This is a genomic window from Paradesulfitobacterium aromaticivorans (assembly GCF_054657415.1).
The window spans coordinates 2228481-2247946 of sequence record NZ_BAAHYT010000010.1 but is presented as its reverse complement, the minus strand read 5'-3'; the positions used below and the strand labels follow the sequence as shown (position 1 = coordinate 2247946).

Below are 19466 nucleotides of genomic sequence, written 5' to 3'. Positions count from 1 at the left end.
CACTTGCGCTTATATAGAAATTTCTACAAGCCTTGAAAACAGGGCTTTTTTTATTGGAAAAATGTCAAATTTTCTCCAATCCTTAGTGCGTAATTTAGCGTAATGTGTTATAATGTAAGGGATTGGAGGAGATTGTTACTATGCGACTTAGTATATCCAAGTCTAAAAATGCTACTTCGCTTTATGTCATACAATCTATTTACGAGAACGGTAGGCGTTCCACAAAAGTTGTTGAAAAGTTAGGGACGCTTGCTGAATTACAGCAAAAACTAAATGGGCGAGATCCTATTGAATGGGCTAAATCATACATAGAAGACCTTAACAAAAAAGAGAAAGAGCAATCGCGAGAAGTCATCGTTAAATACTCTCCATCTAAAGTAATCTCCAAGGATCAACAACACTTCTTCAACGGTGGTTATCTTTTTCTCCAGCAGATCTATCACGAACTCAATCTTCATAAGGTTTCCGCTGAGATATCAAAAAAGTATAAGTTCTTTTTTGATCTGAATGCTATACTGTCACGGCTCCTTTACGGACGGATCCTTTTTCCTTCTTCCAAACTCGCTACCTACAAGCATTCCTCAAAGTTCATTGAACAAACTGACTTTGAATTGCAGCATGTGTACAGAGCACTTGAAGTCATTTCCAAAGAAATGGACTTCATTCAGTCTTCTCTTTATAGCAACAGCCTCAAAATTTCAAAGAGAAACACGGGTATTCTCTATTATGACTGTACCAATTATTTCTTTGAAATCGAGCAAGAAGAAGGCCTTAAACAGTATGGCGCTTCAAAAGAACACCGACCGAACCCTATCATCCAAATGGGTCTGTTCATGGATGGAGACGGTATTCCTCTTGCTTTTAATCTCAACAGCGGCAACACGAATGAACAGATTACGCTTAAACCCTTAGAGCAAAAAATACTTTCCGATTTTAAACTTTCCAAATTTGTTGTCTGTACAGATGCCGGACTGGCTTCTGAAAAGAACAGAAGGTTCAACAACGAAGGCGAACGCACATTTATCACGACCCAATCGATTAAAAAACTAAAAAAGCATTTAAAAGAATGGTCTCTTGATTCAAAAGACTGGCATCTTGCAGATCATGATAAAACTTATGATATCGCCCAGCTTGACGAGGAAACCTATAAAGACAAATGCTTCTTCAAAGAACGCTGGATTAAAGAAAATGGCCTAGAACAAAAACTTATTGTCACTTACTCCATCAAGTATAAAAACTATCAACGTCAAATTCGTAATTCACAAATCGAACGTGCTCAGAAATTACTTGATTCGAATCCGACTAAAATTTCAAAAAGCAATCAGAACGACTATAAACGTTTTATCAAGAAAACCAGCTGTACGTCTGATGGCGAAATAGCCGACAATGAACTCTATGCCTTAAATAACGAAACCATCGTTGCCGAAGAAGCCTATGACGGATTTTATGCCGTTTGCACGAACCTCGAAGGTAGTGCTCAGGAAATCATCCGAATTAACCAGCGGCGCTGGGAGATTGAAGAATGTTTCCGGATCATGAAAAGCGAGTTTAAAGCCCGACCAGTGTACTTAAGTCGCGAAGATAGAATTAAAGCACATTTTACTACCTGCTTTATGGCCCTCATCATTTATCGATTATTGGAAAAGAAACTAGGAAATAAGTTTACATGCAGTGAAATCGTCAACGGATTGAGAGAAATGAATTTCTATGAGATCAAGGGCGAGGGATATATACCGACCTACACAAGAACTGATTTTACAGATGCTCTGCATGAATCTTTCTGCTTTCGAACAGATTTCGAGATTATAAAAAAGACACAGATGAAAAAAATTCTAAGCACGACTAAGAAATAAAAAAATTACTCACTTTTTTAAAATACAAAAAAAGCTTGAACACCTTGCAAATACAGGGCTTTCAAGCTTTTTATAGTTTTTAACTGTCAAAGATGAGGTTATAATAGCACTACTTTTATAGGATTGTCAACACCTCTTAAATTCATCTTATTACTTCCTCAAATCCTATATTTAGCTCTATATTTTAATTTTATACGAATAATTAAAGTTTTACTCTCTATATCGATAGTTTCTATTCTTTTGACTTTAACAGGTTTGCGGCAGTACCATTGGGTGAAGCCTCATAGTAAAAAGTCTCTTTTAGGGTAATTCCCTAAAAGAGACTTTTAATAGTCAAAAACTAAAACACTGAAGAAACAACGCACCGTTTCAGCGAATAACAAGACTTAATCTATTTCTTGAATAATAGGCAAAATCATAGGGCGACGCCTAGTTTTTTCATAAAAATGCTTGCTGAGAGCATCCCTGATCTGGCTCTTGAGCACTGCCCATTCTGTAACTCTGTTTTCGCGCAGGCGGGCCATTGTCTGTCTAACTCTTTCTTTTGCTTCATCCAACATAGACTCCGACTCACGCACATACACAAAACCACGTGTCACAACATCCGGCCCGGCAACAATTGCACCGGTTGACCTGCTTATTGTCATCACAACAATAAGGATTCCATCTTGAGACAGTTGTTTGCGGTCACGTAAAACGATATTGCCTACGTCACCGATACCCAAACCATCAATCAACACATTTCCTGCCGCTACCTTACCTACCAGTGTAGCACCATGGCGCGTAAATTCAATCACACTGCCATTTTCCGCGACAAAAATATTCTCCCTAGCAATGCCAAGTTGTTCCGCTAATTGGGCGTGTTTGATTAACATCCGATACTCGCCGTGTACCGGGATGAAATACTGCGGTCGTACCATATTGAGCATTAGCTTTAGTTCTTCCTGGCTGGCATGCCCTGAGACATGCATACCCGAAACAGATTCATAGATAACATTGGCACCTTGTTTGAAAAGATGGTCAATCGTACGTGCTACAGATTTTTCGTTCCCTGGGATTGGGCTAGCCGAAATTATAACAGTGTCTCCTGGCTGAATTTCAACCCGGCGGTGGTCGTTCATTGCCATCCGGGTTAAAGCTGACATTGGCTCACCCTGGCTGCCGGTAGTCAAGATACAGGCTTGGCTGCCAGGAAGATTTATAATTTCATCTACATCAATCAGCGTACCTTCAGGAATATCCAGATATCCTAATTCATCCGCAATGTTTACAACATTAACCATACTCCGCCCAACTATCGCTACCTTGCGATTAGTTTTATAGGCTGCGGTAATTGCCTGTTGTATGCGGTGGACGTTAGACGCAAAACTTGCTAGGATAATTCTGTCCTTAGCATTGCGAAAGGTCTCGTCAAACGTCTGCCCTACCCGGCTTTCCGACATGGTAAAGCCCGGACGCTCCACGTTAGTGCTGTCGGATAAAAGGCAGAGCACGCCTTTATCCCCAAGCTCGGCAAATTTATGAATATCCAACATGTCTCCGCTCACGGGCGTGTGGTCTACTTTGAAATCCCCCGTATGCACTATCGTACCCAAGGGAGTATGGATAGCCACCCCAAGCGCATCCGGAATACTATGGTTAACCCGGATAAACTCAACTCTGAATACCCCTAATTTGATAACTTCACGGGGCTGAACTACGGTTGCTTTAATATTATTAAGATTACTTTCTTTTAACTTCGATTGGATAAGTCCTAAGGTTAGGCGTGTGGAAAAAATGGGTACATTTAGATCACGTAACAAATAAGGCAGAGACCCTATGTGATCTTCATGTCCGTGAGTTACTAATATCCCCTGAAGCATTTCCTTATGCTCAATCAGGTAGGAATAATCTGGGATAACTATATCTATGCCAAGCATTTCATCCTCGGGAAATGCTAATCCGGCGTCAACAAGCAACATCTGATTATCATAGCGAATCACCGTCATGTTCTTGCCGATCTCCCCCAACCCACCCAGGGGAATTATTTGTACTTTATGCTCTTTTGGCAAATATTTACACCTCCGTAAAAATTTTACTTTTGAAAAGTCCTAGTGCTTCCGTTTCCGCAAAGAGACAGATTAGTCCCCTAAATCTTTGACGCTAAAAACCGAACACAAAAATAGCCGAAATGCTGAACAAACACAACGACCACGGTGTTGTCCACATTCCGCAAGCATCTTAGGAAAGTCGCCGCACACAAACTTCTAAAACTATTATAATCGAGATTGGCAATGCTTGCAAGCTTAACCTAGACTAACCGATTCAGAAAGAAATTAAGGAACATTTTACCTCAGTTATGAATAATTTTCCTAAGTTTGCGCATTCTAGTTTGGACAGAGTCCAAAAAATTCAAGGAGGTATCCGGATGACTGATGTAGTATGTTCTGCAACCCAATGTCGCCATAACGGTGACGGGCGTTGTCAACTGGAAACTTTAAGTGTTACTTCAAGTCTGCTAAACTCGGAAGCGGAATGTGCATTCTATGAGTCGGAAAAATAGGGCTAGTAATCCAGTTGCCTTTATATTTGAATTAAGATCCGGGAAGTAAAAGTCAGAAAGTCATCGAGTCTACGATGACTTTCTGACTTTTTAGCAGGAATTTTTCGTTTTGAGAGAGAATCTCAGAAAATACTAAAAACTTTTACTCTATTAACATTAAGCAGTCCAAGATGTTAAATTAAGGATCAAAGGAGGAAGGGAAAGGATGTTGAATTCTAAAGAGGATTTAAGCAGGGAACAGTCCTTAGCGCTACTTGGAGACTTTGCCAGGCGCTGGCTGGCACACGATGGTCTTTGGTTTCAATCGATTGAAAGAGACCGCGGAATGAAAGAAGCTATTCACCATGATATAGAAGCCTGGCGCACTTTTACGATCATTGAAGCCAAACGGATTATAGATTTTCTGCAGCTTCCGGAGCACGGAGGCTTGGACGCACTCGCACGGGCATTGGAATTCCGTCTCTATGCATTTATTAATCAGCAGCAAACAATTAGGCCTGATGAGCGCACACTTATCTTTCGTATGAATGAGTGCCGTGTGCAGGCGGCCCGCAGGAGCAAGAACATGCCAGACTTCCCGTGCAAACCGGTTGGGGAAGTGGAATACTCCCTTTTCGCTCAGACTATCGACTCTCGCATTAAAACACGCTGTCTGGCATGTCCGCCCGACCCCGAAAAACGGGACTTTTATTGTGGTTGGGAATTTACTCTTGATAACGAGAATTAGGATCACTTCAAATTGAATAACTCATTCGTTATATGAAAACGCGGCCAAAGGGACACCCCTTAGCCGCGTTACTTTTTATTTCACTTTAGAATGTGTTTTTCAAAATAAAGTTTTTACATTATCGCGATGCAAGTTTGATTAAACACTTCCGCGCGTAGAGGACAAAGCTGCCAGAGCCTTCTCCTCAGGCTTTACCTGGAAGAGCAGCTCTTCTAGGAACTTAAGCTCTTCCTCTGTCGCTTCTGCTAAAGGCGGGCGCACTCCGCCAACTTTGATTCCGATCATGTTAACCATCGCCTTCACCGGAACAGGATTGGTGGTGATAAACAGTCCTTTAAACATTGGGTAGAGCTTAAGGTGCCATTTCATAGCGAGAGCAGAATCACCTGCAAACCAGGCATCGAGCATCTGCTTCATTTCATCGCCGATGACATGGGAGGCCACACTAACCACTCCGTTGCACCCCAAGGCCAGCATGGGCAAAGTAAGGGAGTCTTCCCCACTGTATACATTAAAATTTTCCGGTAAAATCCTTTTTAATTCACTCACTTGATCTAAAGAGCCTGCAGCTTCCTTAAGTGCCACAATATTGGAAATCTGCGCCAGTCTTTTTACAGTGTTAGGTAAGAGATTGCATGAAGTCCGGCTAGGAACATTATAAAGCAGAAGCGGTAATGGTGTGGCCTCGGCTATGGCTTTGAAGTGCCTATAGAGTCCTTCTTGTGAAGGCTTGTTATAATAAGGCACTACTGCCATTATTCCGTCAACTTTGGTCTCGACTGCCCGCCGCGCCATGTCAATACTTGCTTGTGTAGAGTTAGACCCGACATTGGCAAGAACAATGTGCATCGGCCCCACCGCTTCTTTGACAACACGGAAGAGCTGGACTTTTTCGTCATCAGTCACTGTTGGCGACTCTCCGGTCGTACCGCAGACCACTATCCCATCTGAACCGTGCTTAACCAAGTACTGGGCTAGGCGTTTGGCCTGTTCAAAGTCCACTTCCAACTGATCGTTCAAGGGTGTAACCATCGCAGTCAAAATCCGTCCGAAACCCATGATACTCATCCTTCCTTCTCTCATCCTAACTTTGCCTAAACGATATCGAGTTACGCATGGAAACTTTGCATCCCTCACCTATACCCCTAGATTAAACCTTTTATGCAGCGCCTGCACTGCCGCCACCATATCTTCTTTGTGCACCAGAACCCAAATCGTGGTATGAGAATCCGCCGATTGCAGAATAGTTACTCCAGCTTCGGACAATGATTCCACCATATCAGCCATGACCCCGGGCACCCCCGCAATCCCTGCTCCCACGATGGAGACTTTGGCACACCCCCGTACTATCTCCGGGCTGAAGCCCATGTTCTGTAAGATTTTAATCGCTTTATCTGCGATATCATCGCGCACGGTATACAAAACAGCCTCAGGTTGCACACTGATGAAATCAACGCTAATATCAGCCAACGCCATGGCCTTAAAAATTTTCTTATCTGCCTGGCGGACATCAGGCACATCAACCGTAGTTACCCGGATTTGCGTTACATTAGGAGTATGGGCAATCCCGGCAATCAAACGGTCGCTCACAATATCTGTACCTACACCCATGTCAGGCTGCATATTGGTCACCAGTGTTCCCGGCGCATCAGAAAAAGTGGACTTAATCCGCAAGGGGATATTGCGCTGCATCGCAATTTCCACAGCCCGTGGATGAATTACTTTGGCCCCCTGATGAGCTAGCTGGCAAATTTCGTTATAGGTAATAACATCCAGTATTTTCGCATCCTCCACAATGCGGGGGTCTGCGGTCATAATTCCGTCAACATCAGTATAAATATCAATTGCCTCGGCATTAAGGGCAACCCCTAAAGCAGCAGCAGTAGTGTCGCTTCCTCCCCGCCCCAAGGTTGTGACCTGCCCATCTTCCGTGACACCTTGGAAGCCGGTAACAACGACAATTTTACCGTCCTCTAAATGTTTCAGGATAATATCCGGCTCGACCCGGATAATCCTGGCATCTCCAAAAGTCCCATTCGTTATAATTCCAGCTTGGGCTCCGGTCAAAAGCACAGCGTCAAAGCCCAAACTGTGCAGGGTGCTCACAGTTACTACACCGGAAATCAGTTCACCACAGCTCATTAAGAGATCGAGTTCCCGTTTTGGCAGTTCAGGAAAAATCCCTTTGACAAGGCTTATTAAAGTATCTGTCGCATAGGGATCACCAGTTCGCCCGATGGCCGATACTACAACTACCGGCGAGTAGCCCTCGGTAACAGCTTCCGAAACCTTGCCTGCAACTTGAGTCCGGCGCTCCGCCGTGGCCACCGAAGTCCCGCCAAATTTCTGTACTAAAATACGCAACTCCTTACCCCTCCCGGATAATCTTTAGGATTCCTGAAAACTACAAGCCACGCTATCACAACAGAAGCTCGGCGATTTGCACAGCGTTGGTAGCAGCGCCTTTACGGATCTGGTCTCCAACGACCCAGAGATTTAAGCCTTTCTCGATCGAAAAATCTTCTCGGATTCGTCCGACATACACTTCATCCGTGTCAGCGCTAAACCACGGCATCGGATAACGATCTTCTGCCGGGTTATCCACTACCACAACTCCCTTAGCCTTACATAAAGCTTCTTTTATTTCTACTACCGAAACTTTACGCTCCGTCTCTATGTTAATGGACTCGGAATGACTGCGCAGCACAGGTACCCTGACCGTCGTTACGGTAATTGCCATGTCCGGAACATGGAATATCTTTTGCGTTTCCTTGACCATCTTCCATTCCTCTTTCGTGTAGTCTCCTTCCTGGAAGACATCAATTCTTGGAATGAGATTGAAAGCAATCTGGTAAGGGAAAGCCTGAGATACAAGTTCTTCGCCTTTGGTCCAGGAGCGCAATTGTCCTTCTAGCTCCTCCATCCCTTCCCGGCCAGCTCCGGAAACCGCTTGATAAGTGGAAACAACCACCCGCCGAATTCCAGCTAGCTCAAAAATTGGCTTAAGAGCTACGACCATAATAATCGTGGAACAGTTGGGATTGGCAATAATCCCCTTATGCCCGCGTACATCTTCCGGGTTAACCTCCGGGACAACCAGCGGAACTTCCGGGTCAAGACGGAAGGCGCTGCTGTTGTCGATTACAATTGCACCGCTCTCGACTGCAGAACGAGCATACTCAGTACTGGCCGACCCCCCCGCAAAAAGAGCAATGTCAATCCCTTTGAAACTGTCATGAGTAGTTTCCTGAACCGGCAACTCCCGGCCTTGCCAGGACACACTCTTACCGGCAGAGCGCTTTGTCGCCAATAAGCGAAGTTCATCAACCGGAAAGTTTCTTTCTGCTAAAATCTTTAAGAACTCTTGTCCTACTGCACCTGTTGCCCCTACAATTGCTACATTAGGCATTCTTTGCACCCCTTAATAAGTATATTGGTTAGTGAAAACGGTGCCTTGCCGCCGTAGGCGCAGGGCACCAGTTTCCAGGCTAAGTGATTCTTTTGCTCATTTATTGATAGTCTAAAAGAACAGGTTGAATTTGCTTGCCTTCACACGCTGACAGAACGGTCTCCGGAACTTTATTCATATGGGCTACTAATGAATTCGCTTTGCTTACCGGATTATCCTGTCCAAACGGAACTAAATATACATTTTTTGTGATTAAAAGTGTGCCAATGTTACGGGCATTGAGTCCCAGCCCGTCATTGGTTGAAATCGCTATGACCAGCGGCCTTTGGTTACGGAGATGAGCTTTCGCGGCCATTAGCACCGGAGTATCCGTAATACCGTTGGCCAGTTTGGCAAGCGTATTGCCTGTGCACGGGGCTATTACCATGCAATCGAATTTTTTCTCAGGCCCTACCGGCTCAGCATCCGGAATCGTATGAATCGGAGTCTTACCGGTGATTTCCTGCACCTGGCTGTTCCAGTTTGCGGCCGTGCCAAACCTGGTGTCCATACTCTCTACCGCGTATGAAATAATTGGGGTTACGTCTGCCCCTTGATCCACAAGGTACTGGATCACCTGCGTGATCTCGCTTAAAGTACAATGCGATCCCGTTAAGGCAAACCCTATTCTTAACCCGTCAAACTGCATTCTCTTCGCACCTCCACTTAAGTCTCCATCGAAGGTTTCACTGTGGTCAGTTGGCGAAGAATAAGTTGCGGGTACACGTGAGCAAGAATTTTACCGGCCGTTTTTGGAGCGACAATACCGGGGAGTCCGGGTGCCAGCAGGGCTTTGATGCCTAGCATTTGCGCATACTCGTAATCTACCCCTCCCGGAATAGAAGCAAGATCAATGATGACAGCATCTCGCGCCACTCTTTCTAACATCACCCTATCCAAGATTAAGGTAGGAACCGTGTTAAATATGATCTCTGCGCGACCAATCTCATCCTCAAGGTCAGAAAAATGAACCGCCCGAAAACCCATTTCGGCAGCCCGTGCCAGATCAGGGCCCTTGCGGGCAACCCCTGTGACATGGGCCCCAATGCTGTGCAACATGCGGGCAATGGTCCAACCACACCGTCCCAAACCAAGAACAAAGCTCTCACTATTGTGAATCGTGATGTTGGTGTTTTCCATCGCCATCTGAATTGCTCCCTCAGCTGAGGGAATCGAGTTGAGAATCGCCGTTTCGTTCATATTTGCGGTTTCTACGATCCGGATTCCCATCATATCGGCGGCAGACTTCAAGGCCGGACGCGCCCAGCCTATGAATAGAGGCACGCGCGCTGGGATTACCTGAAGGATCTCCTTGTTCAATACGATTTGAGAATCTGCATACTTGGCTTTAATAACCCCACGTTCGTCAGTGCCGAACATCGGAAAGACAAGCACATCAACCTGGCTTACTGCTTCCTTAAGAGAAGCCAGCTGCATTCCAGGTATTGGTGCTGCCTTTTCGAATCCGACCCCGACTATGTAGGCCCCCTGTTTTTGTAGCTCAGGAATCAGATACAGTTCCCGATCATCCCCCCCTATTACGGCCACACGAATTCCTTTCAGACCCGCACTCATCTTTATGCCCCCTTTGAGACAGCGTCCCATTGACTACTATCCAGTATATGAGGGATGAAAGAATGCGGTTCCGCGAGTCAAGTTCCTAATCGAGAAAATTCTCAAGTCCAATTACCATTTCTGTTAAACCTAAGGCCTTGCGTACTGCTAACATGATACCTGGCATATAAGTCTCACGGGAAAAAGCATCATGGCGGATTGTCAAAGCCTGCCCCAACCCTCCGAAAATATTTTCTTGATGGGCGATCAGTCCAGGCAGACGCACAGAATGAATATGAATACCATTCACATCAGCCCCGCGGGCACCGGGAACTTTTTCATATTCATTGGGATGCCCTTGCATCATCGGTGCGCGCGTTTCCATAATCCAATCCACCGTTTTCAAGGCCGTACCTGAGGGCGCATCTAATTTTTGGTCGTGGTGAAGCTCAATAATATCCACATGAGGAAAATATTTAGCAGCTTCGCGGGCAAAGCGCATCATCAGAATAGCGCCAATTGCGAAATTGGATACAATAACGGCCCCAACCCTCTCTTTGCCCACTAAGCTGCGAATTTCTTCAATCTCTGCTTCATCAAGGCCAGTGGTTCCGATTACAGGAACTACTCCGTTCGCAATCGCTGTCTTCGCATTTTTAAATACGGACTGCGGATTAGTAAAATCAATCAGCACGTCTGCTTCGCTAGCGATCAGCATTGAAACTTCCAGGGGTCCGCTTACATCAACTCCTACCCGCGGGGAGCCTATGACATGTCCGATATCCATGCCCTGATTCCGGGCATCCGCCGCCCCCGCCAACACCATATCTTCTTGCTGTAGTACTGTCCTTACAACTTCCTGGCCCATTTTGCCACAGGCCCCTGACACAAATACGCGAATTTTTTTCAAACCAGAACCCCTCCTGCGGTGATAAGGCAAAAACCCCGCTTGCACCAAGCATTCGGGGTTAAGTGTCTTTCTCACTATTGTATTAAAGCAGGAAAGCCCTGTCAAACTGAATATTTTCGCATTTTCTCGGATTTATTCTGTAAATCTACAATTATTACCTCAGAACCGACTTTCTTCACTGCCTGCCAAGGGATCACCAGGATATCTCGGTCACGTTCGCTCATACTGCTGAAAAACCCTGAAAACCCGGAGCGGGAAGTAAGAATGATTGCCTCAATGTGCCCGCTTGGGGCTAAAGCTAGATCCGCATCTCCCACCAGTCCTAACTTAGCTCCATCATATAAATTAATAATTTCTTTCCCCGCCAACTCACTCAGAAGCATCTCTTCCCCCCCTTACTTGTGAACATTTCGCCACAGCTTAAGCGCGAACGGCTGAACGATCGCCAGCACCAGGGACGCGGCAGCCAGCGGTTCCACCATAAAAACGGAAGAACTCCACCAGTCTTCCGGAAGTTTAAGAAATGTAAATAAAAGCTCTAAAGACAAATAAATCCCGCCAGCCGTTCCCACTAACTGAGCCAAAGCAGTTGAAAGCGGACTTTGCGTGCTCTTCGAGCGCCACATAAGATAATATTTCCGTTCTTTAACAGAAACTGCAATCCCTAACGCCAGTAATATTAACCAAACTGCCTGCATTCCCTACCCTCCCACAGGAATGATCCCGTACTACAGGAATTATCCCTTAAAGGATTGTATGAGGAAAGGGCAAGCATTAGAACTACTACACCCCCGTCGAGCCGAAGCCCCCCGTCCCCCGCCCGGTATCGTTTAGGGAAGCTGCCTCAGACAAACGCGCGTGCCAGACTGGGATAAAGAGCATTTGGGCAATACGCTCCCCACTGTGTATAATCACGCTCTCCCGCCCTTGATTAACAACTAAAACCTGAATTTCCCCGCGGTAATCAGAATCAATCACGCCCACCCCGTTAGCCAAGGCCAGACCGAATTTGGCGGCCAACCCGCTGCGGGCAAAGACGAGTCCAACCGCCTGAGAGCCTGGCAGCTCCATGGCCCACCCGGTCGGCACCTTTACTACTTGTCCCGGCAGAATTTCCAAATCCCGTTCAAGGCAGGCATGCAGATCCACCCCAGCAGAACCCGCAGTTGCATAGGAAGGCAAAATCACTTCATTATCTTCCCGCACTCTCTTAAACCTGACATCAATACTGTGTAAAATATCCAAGCTAACCCACCCCTCAAAGATGCACCTTTCTAACCCTATTCTTCAAAGACGCACATTCTAACCTACTCCTAAAAGCCATCCAGTCCTACGCCCACTTTATATTGCTAAGCACAGAATCCAAATCCACCCCATGCGCGCTCGGACCCAAAGTTAACAGGCTGATCCTCTCTTTTTGCCAGAGGCGGTTTATCACACGCGCCACATCTTCAAGCGTGACCTTGGACATTTTTTCCACAACTTCTTCCGGGGTCAATATCCTGTTATATGTAAGCTCAGTCTTACCCAGCCTGCTCATGCGGCTACTTACAGATTCGAGGCCAAGATAAAGCCCTCCCTTAATTTGAGCTTTTGTCCTTTCCAGTTCTTGAGCCGTTATACCATTTTTCTTTAATTCCTGAATCTCAGACAGAATACACTCCACAACCTCATTCGTGTTGGTGGGACTGGTGCCGGCGTAGATGGCAAACAGCCCGGTATCAACATAAGTGGAATGATATGAATAAACGGAATAAGCCAATCCACGTTGCTCCCGAATCTCTTGGAAGAGGCGGGAACTTAACCCTCCACCTAAAATGTTATTAATAACATGCATGGGATAGATATCGGCATCATCCTGTCCAAGTCCGGGCACGCCTAGTATTACATGCATTTGTTCCGTGTCTTTGTTGACAGAACGTTTAACCGTGTGCCCGCTCGGGGTTCCTTCCAGGACCCTGCGTCCTCCACGCTTAAACTCTCCATAAACACCGGAGAGCTTACTAATCACATCCTGGTGTTTAATCTTACCCGCCACCGCGATCACCAAATTATCTGGAGAATAGTGATGAGAAAGGTAGTCAAGAATTTTCTCGCGGCTGAGGGAGCGGATGCTTTCCTCCGTACCTAATATCGGCTTGCCAAGCGGATGGTCATTCCAGACATATTCGGAAAAGAGGTCATGGATCAGTTCATCCGGAAAATCCTCGTACATTTTGATCTCTTCGATTACAACCTTCTTCTCTTTTTCGATCTCTTTGTCCGCAAAGAGAGAAGAGAAAAACATATCGCTCAAAACATCTAAGGCCAGGTCAAAATCCTCGTCAAGTACTTTAGCATAATAACAGGTGTATTCTTTGGTGGTAAAAGCGTTAAGTTGCCCGCCGACCGCCTCTAAAGACTCTGCAAGCTCCCGGGCCGTACGCTTTTGTGTTCCCTTAAAAAACATGTGCTCAATAAAATGAGATATTCCCTCAAACCCTTCTCTCTCATCACGCGAACCCGCTCCAACCCACAAACCAATAGCCACTGAACGTATATGGTCAATCTCCTCTGTGATGAGGCGCACTCCGTTAGGTAGAATAGTTTTTTGATACAAGCGCTTCACTTCCTTTACTCTATTGACGGAGAAATTTTGAAAAGGACCATGTCTTTGGCGGAGAAAGCACTTCTCTTTCACTTAGCAGTGGCACGCTTTTCAGCTTTTTATCCCCAAGCCAGACCTCATACCGCCCTAATCGTTCCCCGGCGCTGATAGGCAACTCCGGGCCTCTCTCCCACACAATTTTCGTCTTAAGCTTACCCTTGTCACTTGTTTCGATACTCACTTCCAAAGGGGCTTCTAAAAAAGCAGAGAGCGGTTTAAGCCCTGCCAAGGGAAATTCCCCCACAACCTGACCGGCTTGACCCAATTTCACATTTTCAGTTTCGCCAAAGCCCCATTCCAATAATTTTTGGGCATCTCCGAAGCGGTTGGGAGCGTTAAGCACCACTGTAACCAATTGCCGCCCGTCTTTGGTTGCGGAAGCCACCAGGCATTTACCGGCCGCATTCGTGGTTCCTGTCTTAACCCCGTCAGCGAAAGGGTAATTCCATAAAAGTCTATTCGTGTTGCGTAAATTCATGAGTACATCAGGTTCCAAAAAGTGGATTTCCGTTTCTTTTTGCCTGGTTATTGAGGAGAAAGCCTGGTTCTGCAAGCCATACCTGGCCATTAGGGCAAGGTCGTAGGCTGTAGAGTAATGATTTTTATTGGGCAAACCGTTAGTATTTACAAAATTTGTATTTTCCGCTCCGAGAGTGAGCGCTTTGCGGTTCATCATCCTCACGAAATTTTCTTCCGTGCCCACAATCTGCTCCGCAATCGCTACACAGGCATCATTGCCCGAACGCACCAATGCTCCGGTAATAAGTTCGTAGAGTGGGATCTTTTCCCCTGGGTCGAGGTGCAATGTTGCTTCCCCGACAGCAGCCGCTTTCGGGCTTACTGTAACGATCTCGTCAGGCCGTCCTAACTCAAGCCCTAGAATAGCTGTCATTATTTTGGTTGTGCTCGCCGGCGGTTTCTTCTTAAAAGCTTGCTTATCAAAGAGCAAATCCCCTGTAGTAACATCCATCAGCACTGCAGATTCCGCTCCGATGGCCACAGCCGGAGCAGCCGCTGGCACACTAGGCACCTCAATTTGGTTTAATTGATTGTCCTCATGCATCACCGTCCCGGGTGTACTTACATTCGGTTCCTCTGCCAACACAGGAGTTACTGTATTCACCATGAAAAGAAAGACGCAGCAGGCTTGCGTCCATTTGTGCCTGACCAATTTAACCACCTCTGTATTTGAACTATGAGGTAGTATTTCCTGCCTGGTCCAATGTTATCAATTGATCTAAACGGTCAAACCTAAACCCTTCCGCTTTTAAGTTGGCAAGAATCACCGGCAGGGCTTTCACCGTATTTTCTTTAGGATGCATAAGGACAATAGCGCCGCGTTTGTCAGGCTTTACCCCAAAGCGTACCGCTGGGTTTACTACCCTCTTGGCGATAACTTCCGGCGTGCTCTCCGGCCGCCAATCAACCGTATCGAGTGTCCAAAGCACTGTGACATAGTTAAGTTCAGCAGCTGCCTGCACCCCTGGATTCCCTTTTTCCCCGTACGGAGGTGCATAATAACGAGTCTTGTAGCCAATTATGCCGTTAATTACGTTTTCGGTCTTTTTAATTTCCTCTTTGTTAGCTGCAACTGGGAGACGGTCAGGATGCGGATGGGAATAACCGTGATTTTCAATTTGGTGTCCTGCCCGTGCTATTACCTGTACCAGTTCTGGATGATTCTTCGCCCACCTGCCCGTAAGAAAAAATGTTGCCTTGGCCCCGTTTTGCTCAAGAGCCTTAAGTATCCCGGGCAGATACTCCTCTCCCCAGTCCACGTTAAAAGTAAGGGCGATGGCTTTATGTTCTGTAGGCACATGCTCAAGCGGCTTTACACCTGATGTGTAAAGCCCCATGGTCATTTCTTTGCCTAAAATCCCAATAGCACACATTAATAACACGAGAGCGATGACTAAGGCCCGCCGCGGAATCTTAATCAGGATAAACATCTGCTTCCCTCCCCCTCTAAAGTTATGCTGAGAGAGAGAGATGCAGACTTCTCCTCTACGGAAAGCTCCCATTATCTGAGATTGATTTCGCTCCGCCAAAATCCAGCGCTTTACTTGCTGCTGGTTTTAGTTGTGTTGTTTTTCCGGTCTGGGTAAGGCTTCTTTGCGCGACAGATTAAGTCTACCCTGCTTATCAATGCCGGTGGCTTTGATCATAATATCGTCCCCGACTTTGACTACATCTTCAACTTTTTCCACCCGCTCGTAAGCAAGCTGAGAAATATGCACAAGTCCTTCTTTACCGGCGAGACCTAACACACCTGGAATGACTTCAACAAAAGCTCCAAAGTCCATAACGCGCGTGACTTTACCGTTGTAAATCTTCCCGATCTCTACATCCTGGGTTAAAGACTGGATGATCTTCAACGCATTTTCTCCGGCCCCACCGTCCACTGCCGAAATGAAGACCCTGCCGTCATCCTCAATGTCAATCTTCACTCCGGTCTCATCAATAATTTTCTTTATGGTCTTACCACCAGGACCAATGACATCCCTGATCTTATCCGGGTGAATCGAATACGTAATAATCCGGGGAGCAAACGGAGAAAGTTCAGGACGCGGCTTAGCGATGACAGCCAGCATTTTATCCAGGATAAACAGCCTTCCGGTCCGGGCCTGAGCTAACGCTTCCTTCAATATTTCCCGAGATACCCCTTTGACCTTAATATCCATCTGGAGTGCAGTGATCCCCTGCTCGCTTCCGGCTACTTTAAAGTCCATATCTCCAAAATGATCCTCTATCCCGGCAATATCGGTGAGGACCGCGAACTTCCCTTCTTCTTTAATAAGCCCCATCGCAACCCCGGCGACCGGGGCTTTAAGCGGCACCCCGGCGTCCATCAGAGCGAGCGTACTACCACACACCGAAGCCATGGAACTGGAACCATTCGACTCCAAAACCTCGGACACCAGACGGAGGGTATACGGAAATTCACTCTCTTGCGGAATCATCGGCAAAAGGGCGCGTTCAGCTAAGGCACCATGCCCGATCTCCCTGCGCCCGGGTCCACGCATGGGCCTAGTTTCTCCAACGCTGAAAGGCGGGAAATTATAGTGGTGCATATAGCGTTTGGATTCTTCAAGGCCTAAGCCATCAAGGATTTGTTCATCCCCCACTGCGCCCAGGGTTGCCACTGTCAGCACCTGGGTTTGACCCCGGGTAAAGAGCCCCGTGCCGTGAGTACGAGGCAATAAGCCCACTTCAACACTAATAGGCCTGATTTCATCAAGAGCCCGGCCATCTGGGCGAATATGTTCTACGGTAATCAGTTTGCGCACGATTTGGTGAACAATATCCTCGAGCGCCGCACCTATGGCTTTGAGATGATCAGGATACTCCTCTCCAAAATGCGCTAATGTTTCCGCTTTCACCTCATCAATTGCCACTTCACGCGCTTTTTTCTCCTCAACGCGCACAGCCGCTTCCAGCTTATCATAAGCATATGCCTTAACTGATCCAGCCAAATTTTCCGGAACCACTGCCAGTTTAACTTCCCGTTTAGGCTTGGCCTTGCCTAGGGTCAAAGCCTCTTCCCTGAATCCTTCGATAAAAGAGGTAATCCTTTTGATTTCTTCATGCCCAAACATGATCGCTTCCAGCATCTGGTCTTCCGGCACTTCTTCAGCGCTGGCCTCCACCATCATCACCGCATCTTTAGTCCCAGCGACCGTTAAGTGCATCCGGCTCTTTTCTCTCTGAGCCACTGTGGGGTTAATTACGAATTCATCCCCGACAAATCCTACGGTCACAGCAGCAACGGGACCTTCAAAGGGGATATCCGAGATTGTCAAAGCCGCTGAAGCTGCATTTATGGCAGAAATGTCGGAAGCGCAGTCCTGATCTACAGACATGACCATGGTTACGACCTGGACATCATTGCGGAATCCCTCCGGAAACAGAGGCCTAAGCGGTCGGTCGATCAAACGGGCCGAGAGAATCGCCTTTTCGCTGGGGCGCCCTTCCCGTTTGATAAAACCACCCGGTATCTTACCGGCAGCGTACAGTCTTTCCTCGAAATCTACGGTGAGCGGGAAAAAGTCTATCCCTTCCCGTGGTGCGGCGCTGGCTGTAGTAAATCCTGACACCACCGTATCCCCGTAGCGGAGAAAGATTGCTCCTCCAGCCTGCTTCCCGACTTTTCCCGTTTGAAAAGTCATAGTCCTCCCCCCGACCTGGATAGACCGTTCAAATATTTCCTGTTGCACTTAAGAACCTCCTTAATACTATCCTTCTTCAACTTGTTTCCATTTCGACATAATCATATTATTTCCTGCATTTTGCAGAAAAAAACAATACAGAAAAAAGCGGCTTAACCACCGCTTTTCTCTGTATGCCTAATATTAAACTATTTCTAACCTAATTGCCTTACACCGTGATTAATGGCGCAGGCCAAGATCATTAACGATTTTGCGGTAGCGGTTAAAATCTATCTGTTTGAGATAGTTCAGTAATGCCCGGCGCTGACCAACCATCTTAAGCAGGCCACGGCGGGAATGATGGTCTTTCTTATGAGTCTTAAAGTGCTCTGTCAGATAGGATATTCTGGCGGTGAGCAAAGCAATTTGCACTTCCGGAGAACCAGTATCTCCTTCATGCTGCTGGAACTTAGTCATAATTTCTTTTTTCTGTTCAAGGGTTAACATTGAGTACACCTCCAAAAATTCTGAAAATCCCCATCTGCCCAGGTAAGCGCCGGAGTAAGCGCCAAGCCGAGTCAGCGGTTCATTATTCTGCTTGAGTATACCATGACAGTAACATTTTTGCAAAGGAAAGAACAAAGATGTCATTCATTATCCCTAGTATCACTGCCTAGGCTTGGTTTGAAATTGCTAGCGTTTAAGACGTTCACTCAGCACATGTTCCGCTTGTCTGGCATCTTTGTGCAATTGTGCTTTTAATTCGTCAATTCCGTTAAACTTTCTCTCTTCACGCAAACGATCCTCGATCTGAATATGAATCTCCTGGCCGTAAAGGTTTTTATTGAAATCTAAAAAATGTACTTCAACTGTAGTTGCATACATAGTATGAAAGGTTGGCTTCATGCCGATATTCATAATTCCAGAGACTTTGCGCCCCCCGAGCTCAGCCCAGACCGCGTAAACTCCCCTTTTAGGAGTAAGCAGGTCTGCGGGCGGCAGGATATTGGCCGTAGGATATCCCAAAAGACGTCCTCTCTGCTCACCTTCTACAACCTTACCGCACAGGCACGGAGACCGGCCAAGCATTTTACGCGCAGACTCTACGTCTCCCTGACTTAAAGCCTTGCGGATGGCACTGGAAGAAATAATACGACCGTCAACTGACTGGGCCTGGAGTACGCTCACGCCAAAACCATACTTCTGGCCGAGTGTGTGCAAATCTTCCGAAGTGCCTTTCCCAGCCGCTCCAAAGGAATAGTTAAATCCCACCACCACATGAATAACCCCGGTTTTTACCAGCACCATCTCAACGAACTTTTGCGGGGACGTATCTGCCATCTGCCGCGTAAACGGAAGCAAATAGATCGTATCTACTCCGATCTTCTCAAAAATATGCAAACGCTCTTCCGTCGTAGTCAAAAGCTTAAACCCACGCTCAGGGTGCAAAACTTTAAGCGGATGAGGATCAAACACCAGCACGCTCAAAGGCGCGTGTTTGCGTTCAGACTCATGCAGTCCGCTCTCAAGCAACCTGCGATGCCCCAAGTGGACCCCGTCAAAATTGCCCAACGCAAGCACAGACGGGGGATCAGGATTATCAGGCAGCCTCTTTCTAACTTGCACTGCACATCCTCCCA

The 19466-nt window shown here is 46.6% G+C and carries 19 protein-coding genes; 3 read left to right on the top strand and 16 right to left on the bottom strand.

The annotated features are described in order from the left end of the window. The first annotated feature begins 140 nt into the window (after positions 1–140). Complete coding sequence (locus tag ACYQ2N_RS16770) at positions 141–1853, top strand: IS1634 family transposase (RefSeq protein WP_460000475.1); 1713 nt, start codon at positions 141–143, stop codon at positions 1851–1853. 386 nt (positions 1854–2239) lie between these two features. Here ACYQ2N_RS16770 and ACYQ2N_RS16765 read toward each other — a convergent pair whose 3' ends face one another. Beyond that, complete coding sequence (locus ACYQ2N_RS16765) at positions 2240–3904, bottom strand: ribonuclease J (RefSeq protein ID WP_460000474.1); 1665 nt, start codon at positions 3902–3904, stop codon at positions 2240–2242. 287 nt (positions 3905–4191) lie between these two features. Here ACYQ2N_RS16765 and ACYQ2N_RS16760 point away from each other — a divergent pair, with 287 nt between their 5' ends. After that, positions 4192–4395, top strand: coding sequence for a DUF1540 domain-containing protein (locus tag ACYQ2N_RS16760; protein WP_460000473.1), 204 nt, complete (start codon positions 4192–4194; stop codon positions 4393–4395). 205 nt (positions 4396–4600) lie between these two features. Then, on the top strand, positions 4601–5122 hold the full coding sequence (locus ACYQ2N_RS16755) for a DUF6125 family protein (protein ID WP_460000472.1): 522 nt from the start codon (positions 4601–4603) through the stop codon (positions 5120–5122). 138 nt (positions 5123–5260) lie between these two features. On the opposite strand, the gene dapA is transcribed toward ACYQ2N_RS16755, so the two are convergent. From dapA to ACYQ2N_RS16680, 15 genes are all read right to left on the bottom strand, one after another. Then, positions 5261–6181: a 4-hydroxy-tetrahydrodipicolinate synthase gene (dapA, locus tag ACYQ2N_RS16750; protein ID WP_460000471.1), complete on the bottom strand. Its 921-nt coding sequence runs from the start codon at positions 6179–6181 to the stop codon at positions 5261–5263. Positions 6182–6259: 78 nt separating this feature from the next. Next, positions 6260–7486, bottom strand: a complete 1227-nt coding sequence (gene dapG / locus ACYQ2N_RS16745; RefSeq protein WP_460000470.1) for an aspartate kinase — start codon at positions 7484–7486, stop codon at positions 6260–6262. Positions 7487–7541: 55 nt separating this feature from the next. Next, positions 7542–8531, bottom strand: a complete 990-nt coding sequence (locus tag ACYQ2N_RS16740) for an aspartate-semialdehyde dehydrogenase (protein WP_460000469.1) — start codon at positions 8529–8531, stop codon at positions 7542–7544. 100 nt (positions 8532–8631) lie between these two features. Then, positions 8632–9219 carry a dipicolinate synthase subunit B gene (locus ACYQ2N_RS16735; protein ID WP_460000468.1) on the bottom strand — a complete coding sequence of 196 codons (588 nt, stop codon included), beginning with the start codon at positions 9217–9219 and terminating at the stop codon, positions 8632–8634. Positions 9220–9236: 17 nt separating this feature from the next. Further along, positions 9237–10145 (bottom strand): dipicolinate synthase subunit DpsA, encoded by a 909-nt coding sequence (gene dpsA / locus ACYQ2N_RS16730; RefSeq protein WP_460000467.1) that lies wholly within the window; start codon positions 10143–10145, stop codon positions 9237–9239. A gap of 85 nt (positions 10146–10230) precedes the next feature. Further along, on the bottom strand, positions 10231–11034 hold the full coding sequence (gene dapB, locus ACYQ2N_RS16725) for a 4-hydroxy-tetrahydrodipicolinate reductase (RefSeq protein WP_460000466.1): 804 nt from the start codon (positions 11032–11034) through the stop codon (positions 10231–10233). A gap of 101 nt (positions 11035–11135) precedes the next feature. Further along, positions 11136–11417: a YlmC/YmxH family sporulation protein gene (locus tag ACYQ2N_RS16720; protein WP_460000465.1), complete on the bottom strand. Its 282-nt coding sequence runs from the start codon at positions 11415–11417 to the stop codon at positions 11136–11138. Between the two features lie 12 nt (positions 11418–11429). Beyond that, complete coding sequence (locus ACYQ2N_RS16715) at positions 11430–11732, bottom strand: hypothetical protein (RefSeq protein WP_460000464.1); 303 nt, start codon at positions 11730–11732, stop codon at positions 11430–11432. An 85-nt stretch (positions 11733–11817) separates the two neighbouring features. Beyond that, entirely contained in the window at positions 11818–12273 is a 456-nt protein-coding gene (gene dut, locus ACYQ2N_RS16710; protein ID WP_460000570.1) for a dUTP diphosphatase, read from the bottom strand. A 91-nt stretch (positions 12274–12364) separates the two neighbouring features. After that, positions 12365–13633 (bottom strand): M16 family metallopeptidase, encoded by a 1269-nt coding sequence (locus ACYQ2N_RS16705; protein WP_460000463.1) that lies wholly within the window; start codon positions 13631–13633, stop codon positions 12365–12367. A gap of 19 nt (positions 13634–13652) precedes the next feature. Next, positions 13653–14852 (bottom strand): D-alanyl-D-alanine carboxypeptidase family protein, encoded by a 1200-nt coding sequence (locus ACYQ2N_RS16700; protein WP_460000462.1) that lies wholly within the window; start codon positions 14850–14852, stop codon positions 13653–13655. Positions 14853–14874: 22 nt separating this feature from the next. Beyond that, complete coding sequence (locus tag ACYQ2N_RS16695) at positions 14875–15630, bottom strand: polysaccharide deacetylase family protein (RefSeq protein WP_460000461.1); 756 nt, start codon at positions 15628–15630, stop codon at positions 14875–14877. Positions 15631–15756: 126 nt separating this feature from the next. Further along, a complete protein-coding gene (locus tag ACYQ2N_RS16690; protein WP_460000460.1) occupies positions 15757–17895 on the bottom strand; it encodes a polyribonucleotide nucleotidyltransferase in 2139 nt (712 codons plus the stop codon). A 171-nt stretch (positions 17896–18066) separates the two neighbouring features. Continuing rightward, a complete protein-coding gene (gene rpsO, locus ACYQ2N_RS16685) occupies positions 18067–18333 on the bottom strand; it encodes a 30S ribosomal protein S15 (protein WP_460000459.1) in 267 nt (88 codons plus the stop codon). Between the two features lie 186 nt (positions 18334–18519). Continuing rightward, on the bottom strand, positions 18520–19452 hold the full coding sequence (locus ACYQ2N_RS16680) for a bifunctional riboflavin kinase/FAD synthetase (protein WP_460000458.1): 933 nt from the start codon (positions 19450–19452) through the stop codon (positions 18520–18522). Between the last annotated feature and the right edge of the window lie 14 nt (positions 19453–19466).